Annotated in this window: 11 protein-coding genes and 1 tRNA gene; 4 read left to right on the forward strand and 8 right to left on the reverse strand. The window is 44.7% G+C overall.

Going from position 1 to position 17,416, the window contains the following annotated elements; translation table 11 throughout:
* From HQ39_RS08675 to aroQ, 8 genes are all read right to left on the reverse strand, one after another.
* Positions 1-74 (reverse strand) — tRNA-Arg (locus HQ39_RS08675).
* A 58-nt stretch (positions 75-132) separates the two neighbouring features.
* Positions 133-309 carry a hypothetical protein gene (locus tag HQ39_RS09640; protein WP_160216124.1) on the reverse strand — a complete coding sequence of 59 codons (177 nt, stop codon included), beginning with the start codon at positions 307-309 and terminating at the stop codon, positions 133-135.
* A gap of 17 nt (positions 310-326) precedes the next feature.
* Positions 327-2,804 carry a ferrous iron transport protein B gene (gene feoB, locus HQ39_RS08680; protein ID WP_036865504.1) on the reverse strand — a complete coding sequence of 826 codons (2,478 nt, stop codon included), beginning with the start codon at positions 2,802-2,804 and terminating at the stop codon, positions 327-329.
* A 70-nt stretch (positions 2,805-2,874) separates the two neighbouring features.
* Positions 2,875-4,110 (reverse strand): FtsX-like permease family protein, encoded by a 1,236-nt coding sequence (locus HQ39_RS08685; protein ID WP_036865505.1) that lies wholly within the window; start codon positions 4,108-4,110, stop codon positions 2,875-2,877.
* Positions 4,107-4,442 (reverse strand): 30S ribosome-binding factor RbfA, encoded by a 336-nt coding sequence (gene rbfA / locus HQ39_RS08690; protein WP_036788608.1) that lies wholly within the window; start codon positions 4,440-4,442, stop codon positions 4,107-4,109. Before rbfA ends, HQ39_RS08685 begins: the two co-directional genes overlap by 4 nt.
* A gap of 1 nt (position 4,443) precedes the next feature.
* Positions 4,444-5,124, reverse strand: a complete 681-nt coding sequence (locus tag HQ39_RS08695) for an O-methyltransferase (RefSeq protein ID WP_052079571.1) — start codon at positions 5,122-5,124, stop codon at positions 4,444-4,446.
* Positions 5,124-6,569: a pyruvate kinase gene (gene pyk, locus HQ39_RS08700; protein WP_036865507.1), complete on the reverse strand. Its 1,446-nt coding sequence runs from the start codon at positions 6,567-6,569 to the stop codon at positions 5,124-5,126. Before pyk ends, HQ39_RS08695 begins: the two co-directional genes overlap by 1 nt.
* 52 nt (positions 6,570-6,621) lie before the next feature.
* On the reverse strand, positions 6,622-7,053 hold the full coding sequence (gene aroQ, locus HQ39_RS08705; RefSeq protein WP_036865509.1) for a type II 3-dehydroquinate dehydratase: 432 nt from the start codon (positions 7,051-7,053) through the stop codon (positions 6,622-6,624).
* A 1,160-nt stretch (positions 7,054-8,213) separates the two neighbouring features.
* Between aroQ and HQ39_RS08715 the strand changes: the two genes are divergently transcribed.
* From HQ39_RS08715 to lon, 4 genes are all read left to right on the forward strand, one after another.
* On the forward strand, positions 8,214-10,553 hold the full coding sequence (locus HQ39_RS08715) for a transglycosylase domain-containing protein (protein WP_052079572.1): 2,340 nt from the start codon (positions 8,214-8,216) through the stop codon (positions 10,551-10,553).
* Positions 10,554-10,603: 50 nt separating this feature from the next.
* Positions 10,604-13,330, forward strand: coding sequence for a pyruvate, phosphate dikinase (gene ppdK / locus HQ39_RS08720; protein WP_036788620.1), 2,727 nt, complete (start codon positions 10,604-10,606; stop codon positions 13,328-13,330).
* 158 nt (positions 13,331-13,488) lie between these two features.
* Positions 13,489-14,388 (forward strand): NAD kinase, encoded by a 900-nt coding sequence (locus tag HQ39_RS08725; protein WP_036865513.1) that lies wholly within the window; start codon positions 13,489-13,491, stop codon positions 14,386-14,388.
* A gap of 52 nt (positions 14,389-14,440) precedes the next feature.
* On the forward strand, positions 14,441-16,978 hold the full coding sequence (lon, locus tag HQ39_RS08730) for an endopeptidase La (protein WP_052079573.1): 2,538 nt from the start codon (positions 14,441-14,443) through the stop codon (positions 16,976-16,978).
* The last annotated feature ends 438 nt before the right edge of the window (positions 16,979-17,416 follow it).

The raw sequence follows: 17,416 nt of genomic DNA on the forward strand, positions 1-17,416 counted from the left end.
TGATCGCGACAGGATTCAAACCTGTAACCTTCTGATCCGTAGTCAGATGCTCTATTCAGTTGAGCTACGCGACCCTATCCTTTTCAGGAAAGACGGTGCAAAGGTAGGTATTCTTTAGGATATATCAAAACTCTACTCCGCTTTTTTGTCAATCTCTTTCCCTTTATGGCTCTTTTTGCCTATATCGCAAGCATTGCAGCCCGGACACTTGTCGTTCTCTTTCGGAGCCTTGAAAAGCTTCGCCGCATTCCGTAGCAGAATGAGCGTTACAGCACCTATGATGATATATACTATAATGTCTTGAAGCATGGTTATAGGAATAAGGACTATGTGAATAGCTTTCCGACCAGTGTGGCAGTAAAGGCTACCAACCAAGCCAAAGAGCAGGAATATATCATGCTAAAGAGTGCCCACTTTGCGCTGCCGCTCTCTCTGCCGATCGCAACTATCGTTGCAATACAGGGGAAATAGACCAGAACAAACAGCATGAAGGAGAACATCATCACCGGAGTATAGGCGGGAGAACCGTCGGAAAGTGTGGCTTGAGAAAGCCTGTCCTGTAGTCCGGCTTCGTTTTCCATGTCTCCGGTGTACAACACTCCCATAGTACTTACCACAACTTCCTTGGCAGGCAGTCCGCTAAGCAGTGCCATGGTCAGCTTCCAATCGTAATCCATGGGTGAGAATATCGGTTGGAGAGCTTTTCCCATCTTGCCTATGTAAGAGTTTTCCTGCTGATACATGGATGCCAACTGATCGTCAGAGAGATCTTGGAGCGTGTTGTTCTCTGCTTTCATCTGCTCTATACCCGTTGCAATGTCTGCTTCATTTCCTCTTGGGAAGTAGCTTAAACACCATATCACAATGGATGCAAGCAGAATGGTGGTACCCATTTTGGTGAGATACTGCTTAGCTTTATCCCACATGTGCAACAGAATACTCTGAGTGGTGGGAAGGCGATAAGGAGGCAGCTCCATAACGAAAGGCACATCTTCTTCCTTGATAAAGAATTTTCTGAGGAAGAATGCCGTGAGCAGTGCAAGCAGTATACCTATAATGTAGATGGAGAAAACCACAGTCCCGGCGTAGGCACTGAAGAACGCACCCGTGAGTAGAATGTAGACCGGAAGCCTTGCGCTGCAACTCATAAAGGGAAGTATCAGCATCGTGATGAGTCTGCTGTTTTTGCTCTCTATCGTTCTGGTTGCCATGATAGCCGGAACATTGCATCCGAAGCCCATGATAAGGGGGATGAAACTCTTCCCATGAATACCCATGGAGTGCATCAGCTTGTCCATGATAAAGGCTGCCCGCGCCATGTATCCGGTGTCTTCCATAAAGGATATAAAGACATAGAGGATCATGATATTGGGCAGGAAGACTATAACACCCCCTACTCCTCCTATGATACCATCACAGATAAGGTCTTGAAGAGCCCCTTCCGGAAGAATGGCTCGTACCGCTTCTCCCAGCCACGCAACACCTGCTTCGATCCATTCCATAGGATATTCTCCCAATGTGAATGTGGTTTGGAACATCAGGTACATGAAGAGGAGAAAGATAGGGAAGCCCCAAATACGATGCGTGAGCCAGTAGTCTATCTTTTGATCTCTGCCTTTGAGATGATCCACTTTCGAGTCGAGCGTCTCTCTCAAAGCACCATTGATAAATCCGTAGCGGGTATCGGTGATTACATCCGAGAGGTGTCGAGAGTAGCTTTCGGAGTATGTTTTAGAGATGTATCTTGCTTTGGTGAGCAGAAAAGCTCCTTTCGGGATCTCTTTTTCCACCTTGCCGGTGTAGAGAGGATCACCTTCCAAGAGTTTTATGGCAATATACTCTTCGGCACCATGACACCATGAAAGGTGTGGCTGATCTGCTGTTGCCTGTCGTATAAACTCGGCTAACTCGTCCCGATGCTTGACGATCTCCAAAGAGTAAGGCATAGGCACTTTGCGCTGAAGGGTGCAAGAGCCGGCATAGACCATGTGAACACAGTTGAAGAGCTCCTCTTTCCCCTCTCCTTTTCTCGCTACGGTCGGAACAACCGGCGTCCCCAACAGCTGGGACAACAAGGGTATGTTGAGCTTGCTGCCACTGGCTTCAAACTCATCGAACATATTCAGAGCAATAACCATGGGGATACCCGTCTCAAGCAGTTGGGTTGTGAGATAAAGATGTCTCTCCAAATTGGTGGCACTGATGACATTCACGATAACATCCGGTCGCTTATCTCCCGAAAGGAAGTCCTCTATATATTTCTCTTCCGGGCTGTATGAGGTGAGAGAGTAAGTACCGGGAAGGTCTATGATGTCGAAGTTTATATCGCCTGTTTTATACTTGCCATGCTTGGCATCGACCGTAACACCGGAATAGTTGCCCACGTGTTCGTGTGTTCCGCAACAAGCATTAAACAGAGAGGTTTTTCCGCAGTTCGGATTGCCTAAAAATGCAACGGAGATTTTTGTATCGGCAGGGATCTCTTTTTTTGTCCCATTCCCTAAAATATCGGGATGGATATTGGGGTCGTGCTTAACGACAGGAGCCGATGCGTTGGTGCTGTGCTCCTTGCTTAAACTCTTATTTACATAGATATGTTGAGCCTCTTTTCTACGAAGAGAGACCTCATAGTTCATTACCTTGTACTCTATCGGGTCTTGCAGCGGAGCATTACGAACGACCAGAACATCCTGCCCCGGAACAAATCCCATTTCGAGAATACGTTTTCTAAAATGCCCGGTTAGACGAACATCAACAATACTACCGGATTCTCCTTCTTTAAGTTCAGAAAGTTTTACTGTCATGGTTCAAATATACTTTCTTTGTCTATACCCCAAAATACCTATATATGGTTATTTAAGTGAATGGTATCGATCAGCTTTTTTTGTTCCCGAATATCTTGTATGCGATGAGGCTGCTCAAGAAACCGACCAATAAGATCGTGAAAATGGAGACAACAATATCCAAGAATCTCAACTCTACCGGATACGAGTCTATGAGAAAAGCTCCACTGTTCGAGGTGGCAAGCTTTACAAGACCGAACTGTGCCTGTAAGACCACCAGGAAGATACCTGTGGCTATTCCTATAACCCCTCCCATAAAGGAGAGTATAAACCCTTCCGTGATGACGATACTTCTGGTCATCCACTTTTCTGCACCCAATGCTCTGAGCGTTTCTGTGTCTTTACGCTTCTCGATGATAAGCATCCCTAATGTGCTTACAATGCTAAACAGAGAGAGCAGGAGTACGAACAGAAGGATGGAAAAGGAGATCCATTTTTCGATCTTATTGATTCGGAAGATGTCGGGGTGCTGTTGTTCCCGGTCTTTAACCACAAAATTGCTTCCCAACAAACGAGACAGCTTTTTCGCTGTTCGTTTTGTGGTGCTTTCTTGAGCAAGTTTCAGAGATATTTCGCTTATGGTATCCGAGTCGTACTGAAGGAGTGTGCGGAGAAGCTCAATGGGAAGAAAAGATATTGTACCGTCTTCACTCTGATCCACTCGAAATACCCCGGAGATGAAGACATCGGATGTCCTGAAGTTTCTGTCCGGTCTTACCATGGAGAGAGAGCCTATCCGACGAGGCACAATAATCTGTACCGGCAGATCCATACCGGCATTGACGCCGAGCTTGGAAGCTATCCCTACTCCCATTATGAGCTGTGGAAGAGAGTCTTTTTCAAGTAGAAACTCTCCATCAAACAGGCTTTGATGAAGCGGAACAACCTGAGAAAAATAGTCGTCTATACCATAGAGAATGACCGGGATGGTATTCTCTTCAAACACCAGCATGGCTTGACCTTTCAGTCCGAAAGCGTATTTCTCAATCTCCGGATCGTTATCCAGCAGTTCGGCGACAGTGCTTAAAGAAAAAGGCTTACCCTCTTTCTGCTCTACGATCAGGTCGGGAGTGAAATTTTTGTACTGCCCTTTCGTGAAACTCTCAAAGCCGTTAAAGACGGAAAAGAGAATGACCATCGCAATACCAACCACGGCAATGGAAGATGTGGCAATGGTTGCAATAATGTTTACAGCGTGTGTGGATTTCGGAGCATGGAAGTATCTCCATGCAATGAACAGGATTGTCTTCCACTTATTAAAGATCATTGCTTCAACAGCTCATCTATTCTACTTATGATCTTTTCACTATCATCTTTGAGGAAGATAAGCTCCGGAATGATTCGCAGCTGTGTATGTACTCGCTTCCCAAAATCGTATCGGATTGTCGCTGAATTCTGTTGTATTGCTTTTATCAGCTCGTCAGCCTTACTGTCCGGAAAGATACTGAGGAACACTCTTGCCTGACTAAGATCCGGCGTTACGCGTACTTCGCTCACGGTGATCAGTACTCCCGGAGTTTTTTTAGTCTCAAGGAGGAAAAGCTCTCCCAGCTCTTTTTGAATCAGACGAGAGATCATGCTCATTCTTTTATTGTCCATACTATTGTTGTGTGTCTGTTTGTTTAATGCTTAGAGTGAGTCCGTCTCGCAGAGGGAGTATGACGGTGGAGAGTTCGGGCTGCTCTAAAAGATAGTCGTTAAAGTTTCTGATGGATACCGTTTGCTCGTCCTGCGCTTCCGGTTCTATCACTTTCCCGTCCCAAAGAGTATTATCGGAGATGATGAGCGAACCTGCCGGCAGTCGCTTCAAAACCAGCTTGACATACTCGATATAGTGCCTCTTATTGGCATCTATATATACGATGTCTGTCTCTTCAAGCGGAAGAGTAGGAAGAATCTCCAGAGCATCTCCAAAGTAGAGACGGATCTGCTCTTTCCATTCACTTTGGTCGAAATATCGTCTGAGAAAATCCTCCATTTCGTCATTCAGCTCAATGGTGTGGACTACTCCTTTTTCGGATAATCCCTCAGCCAGACAGAGTGTGGCATAGCCGGTATAAGTGCCTATCTCGATAACGTTTCGGGGAGATTTGAGCTTGGACAGAAGAGCCAACAAACGCCCCTGATGATGCCCGGACATCATTCTCGGTCTCACCAGATGGGTATGCGCATCCCTGTACAGCTTTTTGAGGAGCGGTGGTTCCGGAGATATGTGCTCCAGTATGTACTCCTCCAAAGCCAGTAGTTCTGCCTCTGTTTTATCGTTCTGTCCGGATATCATTACTGCTTATCGGGGTTGTTTTTATGGTAGAAGTCCAAAGCCTCCTGCACTTTATTCAGTTCCAATCTCGTTGTACCCACTTCTTCTGCCAGAGTACCGCTGACGTAGGCAACCATATCCTCTTTCTCTATCTGTCCCGTGCGCAAAAGCTCTTTCAGCGCACCTATGTAGTAGTCTATCTTGCCTCCGCACTTCTCTTGTACAACGGCCTTTACGCCATAAGAGAGAGCAAGTTCTCGTGCCGTCCGTTCCTTATAACATATTGCAAATACGGTGGCACGCCCTCTGTATGCTGCGATATTTCTGCAAGTGCGTCCGGTAAAGCTGTCTGTAACAATCGCTTTAACTCCCAGTTTACTGATGCTCTTCACGGCTTGTTTGGATAGAAAAGAGGTAACGTCTAAGTCTTGAGGCTCTATCGGTACCCTTATATCCTGCTCTTCGAGCTTGCTTTTCTCTGCCTCTCTTATAATGCTCGTCATGGTTCTTACAGCCTCTACCGGATATTTCCCATTGGCGGTCTCTCCGGAGAGCATCACGGCATCCGTCCTGTAAAAAATAGCGTTGGCAACATCGGAGACCTCGGCTCTTGTGGGGCGAGGCGAGTATATCATGGTGTGCAACATCTGTGTTGCCACTATCACGGGCTTTTTCTTCGCAATGGCTTTCCGTATGAGCAGACTCTGTATCGCCGGAATTTTCTCTTGCGGTACCTCTATGCCGAGATCTCCCCGTGCTATCATGATACCGAAGGCATGGTCTAATATCTCATCTATATTGTCTATACCCTCTTGGTTTTCAATCTTTGCGATGATCTTTATAGGGCTGTTGTGGCGATCCAAAATCTCTTGGATGTCCAAGACGTCCTGCTTGTTTCTGACGAAAGAGTGTGCTATAAAGTCCACGTCTTTCTCTATGCAGTAGTTGATGGTCTCTATGTCTCTTGGAGTGAGAGAGGGCAGATTGATCCTGACACCCGGTACATTTACGCTCTTTCTGCTACCCAAGATACCATCGTTAAGTACAGAGCAGACGATCTTATCCGGAGTCTTCTCTATGACGCAAAGCTCCAAAAGTCCGTCATCTATAAGGATGTGAGAGTCGGGAGCTATATCCTTGTGAAGATCCCGATAGGTTACGCAGATACACTCTTTGGTTGTAAGTGTATCCGGATCGCTTTTCAGCAGAACGGTGCTTCCTCTTCTAAACTCTATGGGTTCGCTACATATCGTTGTCCGGATCTCCGGTCCTTTGGTGTCCATTAAGATAGCAACGTCTCCGGCTACGGCGCGAGTGTTATCCACTACCCGGTCAAAGCCCTCTCTGTCCATGTGTGCAGAGTTGAGCCTGACAACATTGACACCCTCCTCTATAAGCTCTTTAAGAAAAGGGATGTCGCACTTTCTGTCCGATATCGTTGCTACGATTTTGGTCGCTTTCTTCATATCTGTTTTTCTAAATCTTTAATATCCCGGTTTCGGATAACCCTTTCCCGGATTATCCATTGCGTCTCGACAACAGATGGGCTATGGCAAGTCTGTAACCATCCAGCCCGAAGCCGGAGAGTATCCCTGCTGCTTCTGCTGCCGTAACCGATTTCTGTCTGAACTCTTCCCGCTTGTAGAGATTGGATATGTGCACCTCCACCACAGGAACGGTTATGGCTGCGATGGCATCTCTAAGGGCATAGGAGTAGTGCGTCAAAGCTCCCGGATTGAGAACAATGCCTCCGGAGAGCGATCTTATATCGTGCAGATAGTCTATGATCTCGCCTTCATGGTTGCTTTGGAAATATCTGATATCCACGTTGTGGTATATATCTCTCAGCTTCTCCAAGTATTCCTCAAAGTCCGTACTCCCGTATATCTCAGGCTCTCGTTCGCCCAAAAGGTTCAAATTGGGGCCGTTGATGATGTGAATTATCTTCATATCCGCAATCTCTATTTCTTATTACACAAAGGTAGGATAATTGCTTCACTTTATAAAATAGAGGTGTTGAAAAAGTATCGGTCGTTGTAAGATGCAAAAAGGTTGGTATTTGAGATCCTTTTTGCATTCGTTTGCCTCATGAGTGGGCCTCTGTTTTTATATATTTCATCCCCTCTGGAAAATGCGTTTTTCTCCTTTCTCTATTTTCTCTTTTTGGGTTGTTTTCAGAGCACATCCGAGTTGTTAAATCGGGATCGTTTTATTAACACAAATTTCGATGCCTGTTCACCCAAAACAGTAAAGCAATATATTTTGTCGGCTTAACGTATTTAATTTTTCAGTGAACACGTTTACTGATTTCATTTAATACGTTTACCGGATTCAATTAACGTGTTTAGAATTTTTATTAGTGTGCTGATAATTAGGTGTTTATCGTTTTGCTCCATTTTTGAGGCTCTTTGGCGTGATTTCTTCATTAAGATTTCTAAACACAACAATGGGGATAAATTGATCTTTATTAACTCGAAAACAGCCCATGAAACCGACCGAGAGGAGAAAAGTTTTGGAATCAGCCCTCTTTTTTATCCTTTTGGTTATTAGTGGTTTGTGTCGGTTTTAGTGTGATTGGCTCTATTTTTCTTCAAAAAATCCTCTTTCGGAAGGAATTTTTAGGGGTGAAACACGAACCTTTTGGGGAGTTTTTATATAAAAGAAATGTTATAAATGGGTCTTTGTTTGAAATTATGGCGGTGTTCAAATGTGATATTTATTTTTGTGATGTCTTGATTTTGATAATTGATGATATAAAAAGAAAATTGGAGGAGTGGCTTAATCGGGATAGATGGTCTTGTGCCTTCTTTGGTTGTTCCCGGTTTATTGTATAAGTCCGGCTCTGTTTTACGAAGAAAGTAGTTGATAATTATTGATTTGCATTGTGTCCGAAATGATGCGTGTGGCTTTCGGAATGAGGTAATGACTCCTCCTTTTATTCCCCCTTTCCACATCCTCTTTTTATCGTTTCCAAGTGTACGCTTTTCCCGTGATATTAACACCGCTTAAGTGTTTGATGTTGGGTGGTTTTTAACTTCCGATACGGGGATGCAGAATATCACTAATTATATGTATCTTTGCAAGCGTATTAAACGAACTAAGAAGAATATATGAATCGCTGGTTGAAATATCTACTCATAGCCATGTGGGGCTTATTCCTTTTGATAGGAAGCGGAACCCTGCTTATGTTCTTTCTTATAGCCAAGGGTAAGATAGGCTATATGCCACCCATTGAAGACCTTCAAAATCCGATAGATAAGTATGCTTCTCAAGTGATTTCCGAAGATGGACAGCTCTTGGGATCTTATGCTTTGAAAAACAATAATCGTATATACATCACCTATCAGGATCTCTCTCCTGCTCTTGTCAATGCCCTCATATCCACAGAAGATGTCCGGTTTACCCAACATTCGGGTATAGATATGCGCGGATTCTTGCGTGCGGTAGTGAAAACCGGATTGATGCGGCAGAAGAATGCCGGTGGGGGTAGTACCATAACTCAACAGCTGGCAAAGCAACTCTACTCTCCCTCCGCAGACAGCAAGGTGGAGCGGCTTTTACAGAAGCCCATAGAGTGGGTTATAGCTGTCGAGCTTGAGAGATATTATACCAAAGAGGAGATTATCAATCTCTATCTGAATAAGTTTGACTTCCTCTACCAGGCAGTGGGTATAGAGAGTGCCTGCAAGACATACTTCGATGTCAAGCCGAGAGACCTGAAAACGGAACAGGCGGCACTACTGGTAGGAATGTGTAAAAATCCATCGTTGTACAATCCGGTACGTTATCCGGAAAGGGCTATGCAGCGTCGTAACGTGGTATTGGACCAGATGAGGAAAGCCGGACACTTGACCGCTGTGGAGTGCGACTCGCTTAAAAATATCCCGGTAGAGCTTCGTTTCCGCGTGAGAAACCACAGAGAAGGCTTGGCAACCTATTTCAGAGAGCATCTGAAGCAGGTGCTCATGGCAGATAAGCCGGAGAGAAGCAAGTATCAAAAGTGGCAGAAAGATCAGTATGAAAGAGACTCTGTGGCTTGGGCTACGGATCCTCTCTACGGCTGGTGCAAGAAAAACAAGAAGAGCAACGGGGAGCATTATAACCTCTACACCGATGGGCTGAAGATATACACCGGTATAAATGCCATAATGCAACGCTATGCCGAGGAGGCTGTAAGAGAACATCTCGGAAATGATCTCCAAAAACGCTTTGAGAGAGAGAAGAAGGGCAGAAGCTATGCCCCCTATTCCAGAAATCTTTCTACGCAGGAACGTGCCAAGATTTTGCGTAAGTCTTTGGAGCAGAGCGACAGATACAGAAAGATGAAAGCCGATGGCAAAAGCGAAAAAGAGATAGACATCGCTTTCGATACCCCTACCGAAATGAATGTCTTTACGTGGAAAGGGTATAAAGATACCGTGATGACCCCAAGAGACAGTATCCTCTACTATAAGGGTTTTCTGCGTAGCGGATTTATGGCAATGGATAATCTTACCGGACAGGTAAAGGCATACGTCGGAGGAATAGACTATACAGCGTTTCAGTATGACATGGTTTCGCTCGGGCGCAGACAGGTCGGCTCCGTGATGAAACCGTTTCTCTACTCCATGGCGATGGGGGAAGGCTTTACGCCTTGTGACGAAATGCTTCATGTGCCGCAAAGTATTACGACCGAAGCCGGAACGGTGTGGACTCCTAAGAATGCAAGGAGCACACGAGTGGGTGAAATGGTTAGCATCAACTGGGGACTCCAAATGTCAGACAACTGGGTTACGGCTTGGCTTATGAGTCATCTCTCTCCGTACGCGTTCGTGGACTTGTTGAGATCTTTTGGCATCACGGGACATTTGGATCCTGTACCGAGTATTTGCCTCGGAACACCGGATATATCCGTTTCGGAAATGGTGAGCGGATACTCTGCTTTTGCCAATGGCGGACTTCGTGTAGCACCTCTGCTCGCCACACGGATAGAAGACCAGTATGGAAATGTGCTGGCTACATTCCAGCCTAAGATGTATGAGGTGTTGTCGGCAGAAGCCGCGTACAAGACTCTCTATATGTTACGAAACGTAATGGATGGCGGTACCGGTAGCCGGGTAAGATATCGCTACAACGTGAAAGCACCTATGGGCGGAAAAACAGGTACTTCTCAGAGACACGCCGACGGGTGGTTCATGTGCTTTACTCCTTCTTTATCTACGGGTTGTTGGGTAGGAGGAGAAGATCCGGATATTCACTTCGATACTATTGCAGACGGTCAGGGTGCTTCCATGGCACTGCCTATCGTCGCTCTGTTTATGCAAAAGATATACAATGACAAAGTGTTAAAGCTCAATCCGAACGAGGACTTTAACGTGCCCGAAATGTATCGCTCTCCATGTAGAAATCTGTTCAATCTTGAGACAGAGGCCGTTTCGGAGGGAGTTATAGATTCGGACTTTTCTATGTAAGTAGGATAAATAATTTTGTAATCACTTATATATAAACAATTAAGCCAAAAATGTCAAAAAAAAGAGTTTACACCTTCGGTAATGGAGAAGCCGAAGGTAAGGCAGACATGAAGCTGCTATTGGGAGGTAAGGGTGCTAACCTCGCCGAAATGAATTTGATCGGTGTTCCGGTTCCTCCGGGATTTACTATTACAACAGAGGTGTGTAATGAGTACTATGAAGTAGGACAAGACAAAGTAGTAGAACTATTGAAGCCGGAAGTAGAAGCAGCAGTTGCGAAGATTGAAGGTCTTATGAATGCTCAGTTTGGCAGCATCGAGAATCCTCTTCTTCTTTCTGTTAGATCCGGTGCACCTGCTTCCATGCCGGGTATGATGGATACTATCCTTAACCTTGGTCTTAATGACGAAGTGGTAGAAGGCCTTATCCGTAAGACAGGTAATGCTCGCTTTGCTTGGGACTCGTACCGTCGTTTCGTTCAGATGTACGGAGACGTGGTACTTGGTATGAAACCAACCAGCAAGGAAGAAATAGATCCGTTTGAAGCTCTTATAGATGAGTTGAAAGAAGAAAGAGGAGTAGAACAGGATACTGATCTTACTGTTGAAGACCTCAAGGTTCTTGTTGCTCGCTTTAAGAAAGCAGTTAAAGAGCAAACAGGAAAAGACTTCCCAACAGACTCTTATGAGCAACTTTGGGGTGCCGTAATGGCCGTGTTCCGTTCATGGATGAACGAACGCGCTATCCTCTATCGTAAGATGGAAGGTATTCCTGCCGAATGGGGTACTGCAGTAAACGTACAGGCAATGGTATTCGGTAACATGGGTGAGACATCCGCTACCGGTGTATGCTTCTCTCGTGACTCTGCAACAGGTGAAAACCTTTTCAATGGTGAGTATCTTATCAATGCTCAAGGAGAAGACGTGGTAGCCGGTATCCGTACACCTCGTGAGATCACAAAGATCGGTTCTCAACGTTGGGCTGAAAGAGCAAATGTTTCGGAAGAAGAACGTGTACGCGAAATGCCTTCTTTGGAAGAAGCTATGCCGGAAATCTATAAGGAACTTCACAGACTCCAACTAAAACTCGAAGAGCACTATCGTGATATGCAGGATATGGAGTTTACCGTTCAAGAAGGTAAGCTTTGGTTCCTTCAGACAAGAAGCGGTAAGCGTACAGGACAGGCAATGGTAAAGATTGCCATGGATCTTCTAAAGGAAGGAAAGATTGACGAGAAGACAGCTATCAAGCGTATCGAACCAAATAAACTTGATGAACTTCTTCACCCTGTATTCGATAAGAAGGCTCTTGCAAAGGCAACAGTAATTACAAGAGGTCTTCCTGCATCTCCGGGTGCTGCGACAGGACAGATTGTATTCTTCGCCGAAGATGCCGACAGACTACACAACGAAGGAGGACAACGAGTTATCCTTGTTCGTCTTGAAACATCTCCTGAAGACCTTGCGGGTATGCAAGTGGCAGAAGGTATCCTTACTGCAAGAGGTGGTATGACATCTCACGCAGCGGTTGTTGCTCGTGGTATGGGTAAGTGCTGTGTGTCCGGAGCAGGTGCTCTTCAAATAGACTACAAGGCTCGTACGCTTACTGTGGATGGAAAGGTTTATCGTGAAGGAGACTTTATTTCTCTTAACGGTACAACAGGAGAAGTATATGAAGGTATGGTAGACACCAAGGCAGCAGAAATGGATGCAGACTTCTCTGCTCTTATGGAGCTTGCCAACAAATATTCTCGTCTGAAAGTTCGTGCAAATGCAGATACCGGACACGATGCTGCCGTAGCTTATTCTTTCGGTGCAGAAGGTATTGGTCTTTGCCGTACAGAGCACATGTTCTTTGAAGGTGAAAAGATTGTTGCGATGCGCCGTATGATTCTTTCAGATTCTACCGAAGGAAGAAAAGAAGCACTTGCAAAGATTCTTCCATTCCAAAAAGAAGACTTTAAGAATATCTTCCGTGAAATGCACGGTCATCCTGTAACTGTTCGTCTTCTTGACCCGCCTTTGCATGAGTTCGTTCCTCATGACGCAAAGGGACAAGAGGAGATGGCTAAAGATATGGGACTTGATGTAGAAGTTATCCGTCATCGTGTATCAAGCTTAATGGAACATAACCCAATGCTTGGTCATCGTGGTTGCCGTTTGGGTAATACCTATCCGGAAATTACAGAAATGCAGACACGTGCCATTATCTCTGCAGCTCTCGAACTTAAGAGAGAAGGTGTAATGTCTGAACCGGAAATCATGGTTCCTCTAACTGGTATCGTATATGAGTTCAAGGAGCAAGAAAATGTTATCCGTGCAACAGCTGAAGCGGTATTTGAAGAGTATGGAGATCGTATAGACTACAAGGTTGGTACTATGATCGAAATTCCTCGTGCAGCTCTTACTGCAGATAAGATCGCTGCATCGGCAGAGTTCTTCTCATTTGGTACCAATGACCTTACTCAGATGACATTTGGTTATTCTCGTGACGACATTGCTTCTTTCCTTCCAATCTATTTGGAAAAGAAGATCTTGAAGGTAGACCCATTCCAAGTATTAGACCAAAATGGTGTTGGTCAGCTTGTTAAGATGGCTACAGAAAAGGGTCGTGCAAAACGTCCGGAACTTAAGTGTGGTATCTGCGGCGAGCACGGTGGTGAGCCTTCATCAGTGAAGTTCTGTCACAAAGTAGGTCTTAACTATGTATCATGTTCTCCATTCCGTGTGCCTATTGCTCGTGTTGCAGCAGCACAAGCGGCAATAGAGGAAGCATAATCGTCATAGTACAAGTACATAGAAATACTTGATATTAGATCGCAGCACTCAAAGAGTGTTGCGATCTTTTTATTACTATTTGCCACAACATTTTTATTAAATTTGCAGACAGGTAAAGCTATAACAGCCGGATTACTTAAAAATCTAACCCAATAGCCATGACAGCGATTATCTTTGGATCAAAATATCCATCGAAGCCCCTTGAAACACTCTTAGACATCTTCAGAATCATAGATGAGAGTGGTGTGAAGATCTGGATTCATCTGGAGTTTCTTAAATTCTTGGAAAGCAAAAAGGTGATTTTGAAAGATGTCAATTCCTTTACGGATATGGCCTCTTTGCCAACGGCTATTCTAAAAGATAAGGATACTATTGCCATTAGTATTGGAGGAGATGGCACTTATCTGCGTACGGCATGGCAAGTGATGGAGTATAAACTCCCTGTATTGGGTGTCAATCTTGGCAGACTTGGGTTTCTGGCTGCAATATCCGGAGATGTGTTCAGGCAGGCATGGGAACATATTCTTAGGAAAGAGTATGATGTCATAGAGCGTTCCATGATAGATATCTATACAGAAAAGGAGGGACACACTACTGAACAAGGTACAGTCTTGAACGAAGTGGTCGTCTCTAAAAAAGATTCAGGCTCTATGATTTCCATTGAAGCTCAGATTGATGACCAGAGAGTGGCTACCTATCTGGCGGATGGACTTATCATCTCTACTCCAACCGGATCTACCGCTTACTCTCTTAGCGTTAATGGTCCTATCATAGCTCCTAATACCTCGACATTTTGCCTTACTCCCGTAGCTCCTCACATGCTGAATATGAGGCCGCTTGTCGTTGCGGATGATTCCGAGATTCGTTTGAAGGTTGCTGCTCGAAATCTCTCTTTCCTCCTTGTCGCCGACGGAAAGACTACCTCTTTAAGTTGCAACACGGTGCTTTGTCTGAAAAAATCAAAGGAGAGCATCCGATCCATTCAGATCTCCGGATACAACTTTTATCAGACTCTTAGAGATAAGTTGATGTGGGGTATAGATCCGAGAGAGGTGTAAGACTTGGCATATATATTGATAGGTAATACCATAACAATAGCGAAGAATAGATATGACAAATAATATAGATGATATGATGGAAGAGATGGAACCATCTTTTTCCACAATGCACATGGTTTTTCCTGATGAAGAGATGGATAAACTCACTACTCTTCCGGAGAATATACCTCTTGTGCTTCCCGTTTTGCCTCTTCAAAATACCGTATTGTATCCTAATGTTACGGTTCCCGTAATGAACGATACAACTTCCAATCCGGAGTTTCTAAAGTATTTGGAAGAGTCTAAAGACAAGCACGTAATTGTCGTTACTCAAAAAAACAGAGCTGCAAAAGATCCCAAGCTGGATGATCTTATGCCTATTGCTGTAATAGCAGAGGTGATGAGAGTTCTGGATATTTCGGAAGAGGGAGCCACTCTGCTTGTGATGGGCAAGAAGAAGGTTGAGATCAATACCATTATTGACAGCAACCCTATTCTTACGGCAAGCTATACCCTTATAGATGAGATTGTACCTCCAGCTTCGGATATGGAGTATAAGGCTCTTATCCCACTTGTACAAGAGACTACGATGAAGGTATTGCTCTTGGGTGGAGATATGCCCAAGCCAATGATCAAATCTTTCTCCGAACTCAAAGATCCTACAAACATTCTTGGATTTGCTTGTACACATCTGCCGATAGATATAGAGGAGAAATATGCTCTTTTGAGTCATAATGACCTAAAGACAAGGGCTTTTACTCTTTTGACGACAGTCAATACAATGCTTCAATTGCTGGAGATGAAGGCGACTATCGCCATGAAAACTCGTTCCGAACTGGATAAGCAGCAGAAAGAGTACTACCTTCAACAGCAGATGAGGGTCATACGAGAAGAGCTGAATGATGGCGGAGATGACGATGATATAGCAGAACTCAAGAAAAAGGCTTCTAAAATAAAGTGGCCCAAGGGTGTTTATGCCACAGTAAAAAAGGAGATAAAAAAATTGGAGCGGCTCAATATCCAAAGTCCCGATTACAGCATACAGCTGCAGTATCTTCAGACTGTTCTTGATATTCCTTGGGATAAAGTTACTCAAGACAACTTCGATACCACCAATGCAGCCAAGGTTTTGGACAAAGATCATTTCGGTTTGGAGAAAGTCAAAGAGCGTATCTTGGAACACTTGGCTGTGCTCAAGCTGAAAGGAGATTTGCGTTCTCCCATCATCTGTCTCTACGGACCTCCGGGAGTCGGGAAGACTTCCTTGGGGCAGTCCATAGCGAAAGCCCTTAACCGGAAATATGTTCGTGTATCTCTTGGAGGACTTCACGATGAAGCCGAAATTCGTGGACACAGACGTACATACATAGGAGCAATGCCGGGTCGTATTATCAAAGGTCTCATCAAGGCAGAAGCAGCCAATCCTGTATTTGTTCTGGATGAGATAGACAAGTTGGCAAGCGACTATAAGGGAGACCCTTCATCGGCTCTTTTGGAAGTGCTCGATCCGGAGCAGAACAACACTTTCCACGACAACTATCTGGATATCGACTATGATCTTAGCAAGGTTCTCTTTGTTGCCACGGCGAATAACATCGGAGCCATTCCCGGTCCGTTAAGAGATCGGATGGAGATGATAGAGGTCGGCGGATATATCTTGGAAGAAAAGCTGGAGATTGCCAAGAGACACCTCATACCGCGAGCATTGGAAGCCCACGGACTGAAAGCCAAGCAGGTCAAGATTCCTAAGAATACTCTTTCTGCCCTTATTCAAAGCTATACGAAGGAGAGTGGCGTTCGGGAGTTGGAAAAACGTTTGGCGGCTCTGATGCGTAAAGTTGCCAAAGAAGTTGCCGCGCAGATAGATCGTGCAGAAGCAGGAGAGGAGACCGACTCTTCTTTTGTTTACACCATAACACCTGATAAACTTCAAGATATGCTGGGGGCAGCCAAATACTCCACAGATCTGTACGAAGGCAATTCTTATGCAGGTGTTGTAACCGGTTTGGCATGGACATCCGTTGGGGGAGAGATCCTGATGGTAGAGAGTGCCATGAGTCCTTCACGCAACGGCAAGATGACCATAACCGGAAACTTGGGTGATGTCATGAAAGAATCTGCCCTGCTTGCTTTGGAATACATAAAGAGCCACAGTGATCTTTATGACATCCCCAAAGAGCTGTTCGAGTATTGGAATGTCCACATACACGTACCGGAAGGAGCTATCCCGAAAGACGGGCCGAGTGCCGGTATTACCTTGGTAACCTCTCTTATATCGACCTTTACACAAAGAAAAGTGAAGTCGTCCATAGCAATGACCGGCGAAATCACGCTCAGAGGAAAAGTGCTTCCGGTGGGAGGAATCAAGGAGAAGATATTGGCGGCAAAGCGTTCCGGCATCAAGACCATCATACTATGCTCAGAGAACAAAAAAGACATAGACGAGATCAAAGAGATCTACCTGAAAGGTCTTTCATTTGTTTACGTAGATGACATAACGGATGTGATTACCCACGCACTCTCTAAAGAGAAAGTTTCATCTCCCATCAACTACATGGAGCATATCAAAAACTCCGAAATCAGATTCTCGGCACCAATATCTGCAAAGTAAGAGATTCGGAAAAAGTTCGGACAAAGAACGCATCAATCATTTCATCCGTCTGTAAGTTTCGGCTTGCAGACGGATTTTTTGTTTAGTTTTCGCAGGCAGGATCCGTTGTTGGCTACGCAGATACCTAACGCTCATCCCTTTTGCCTTTGCGGAGGAAATTTTTCCTATACGGCTTTTTGCCAAAACCTTTAGAGCTTTTGTCTGAAACCTTTAGAGCTTTCGTCTGAAACCTTTAGAGCTTTTGTCTGAAACCTTTAGAGCTTTTTGCCAAAACCTTTAGAGCTTTTTGCCAAAACCTTTAGAGCTTTCGTCTGAAACCTTTAGAGCTTTTTGCCAAAACCTTTAGAGTTTTTTGCCAAAACCTTTAGAGCTTTTGTCTGAAACCTTTAGAGCTTTTGTCTGAAACCTTTAGAGCTTTCGTCTGAAACCTTTAGAGCT

It is taken from the genome of Porphyromonas sp. COT-108 OH2963 (genome assembly GCF_000768895.1).
GTDB classification, from domain to species: domain Bacteria; phylum Bacteroidota; class Bacteroidia; order Bacteroidales; family Porphyromonadaceae; genus Porphyromonas_A; species Porphyromonas_A canoris.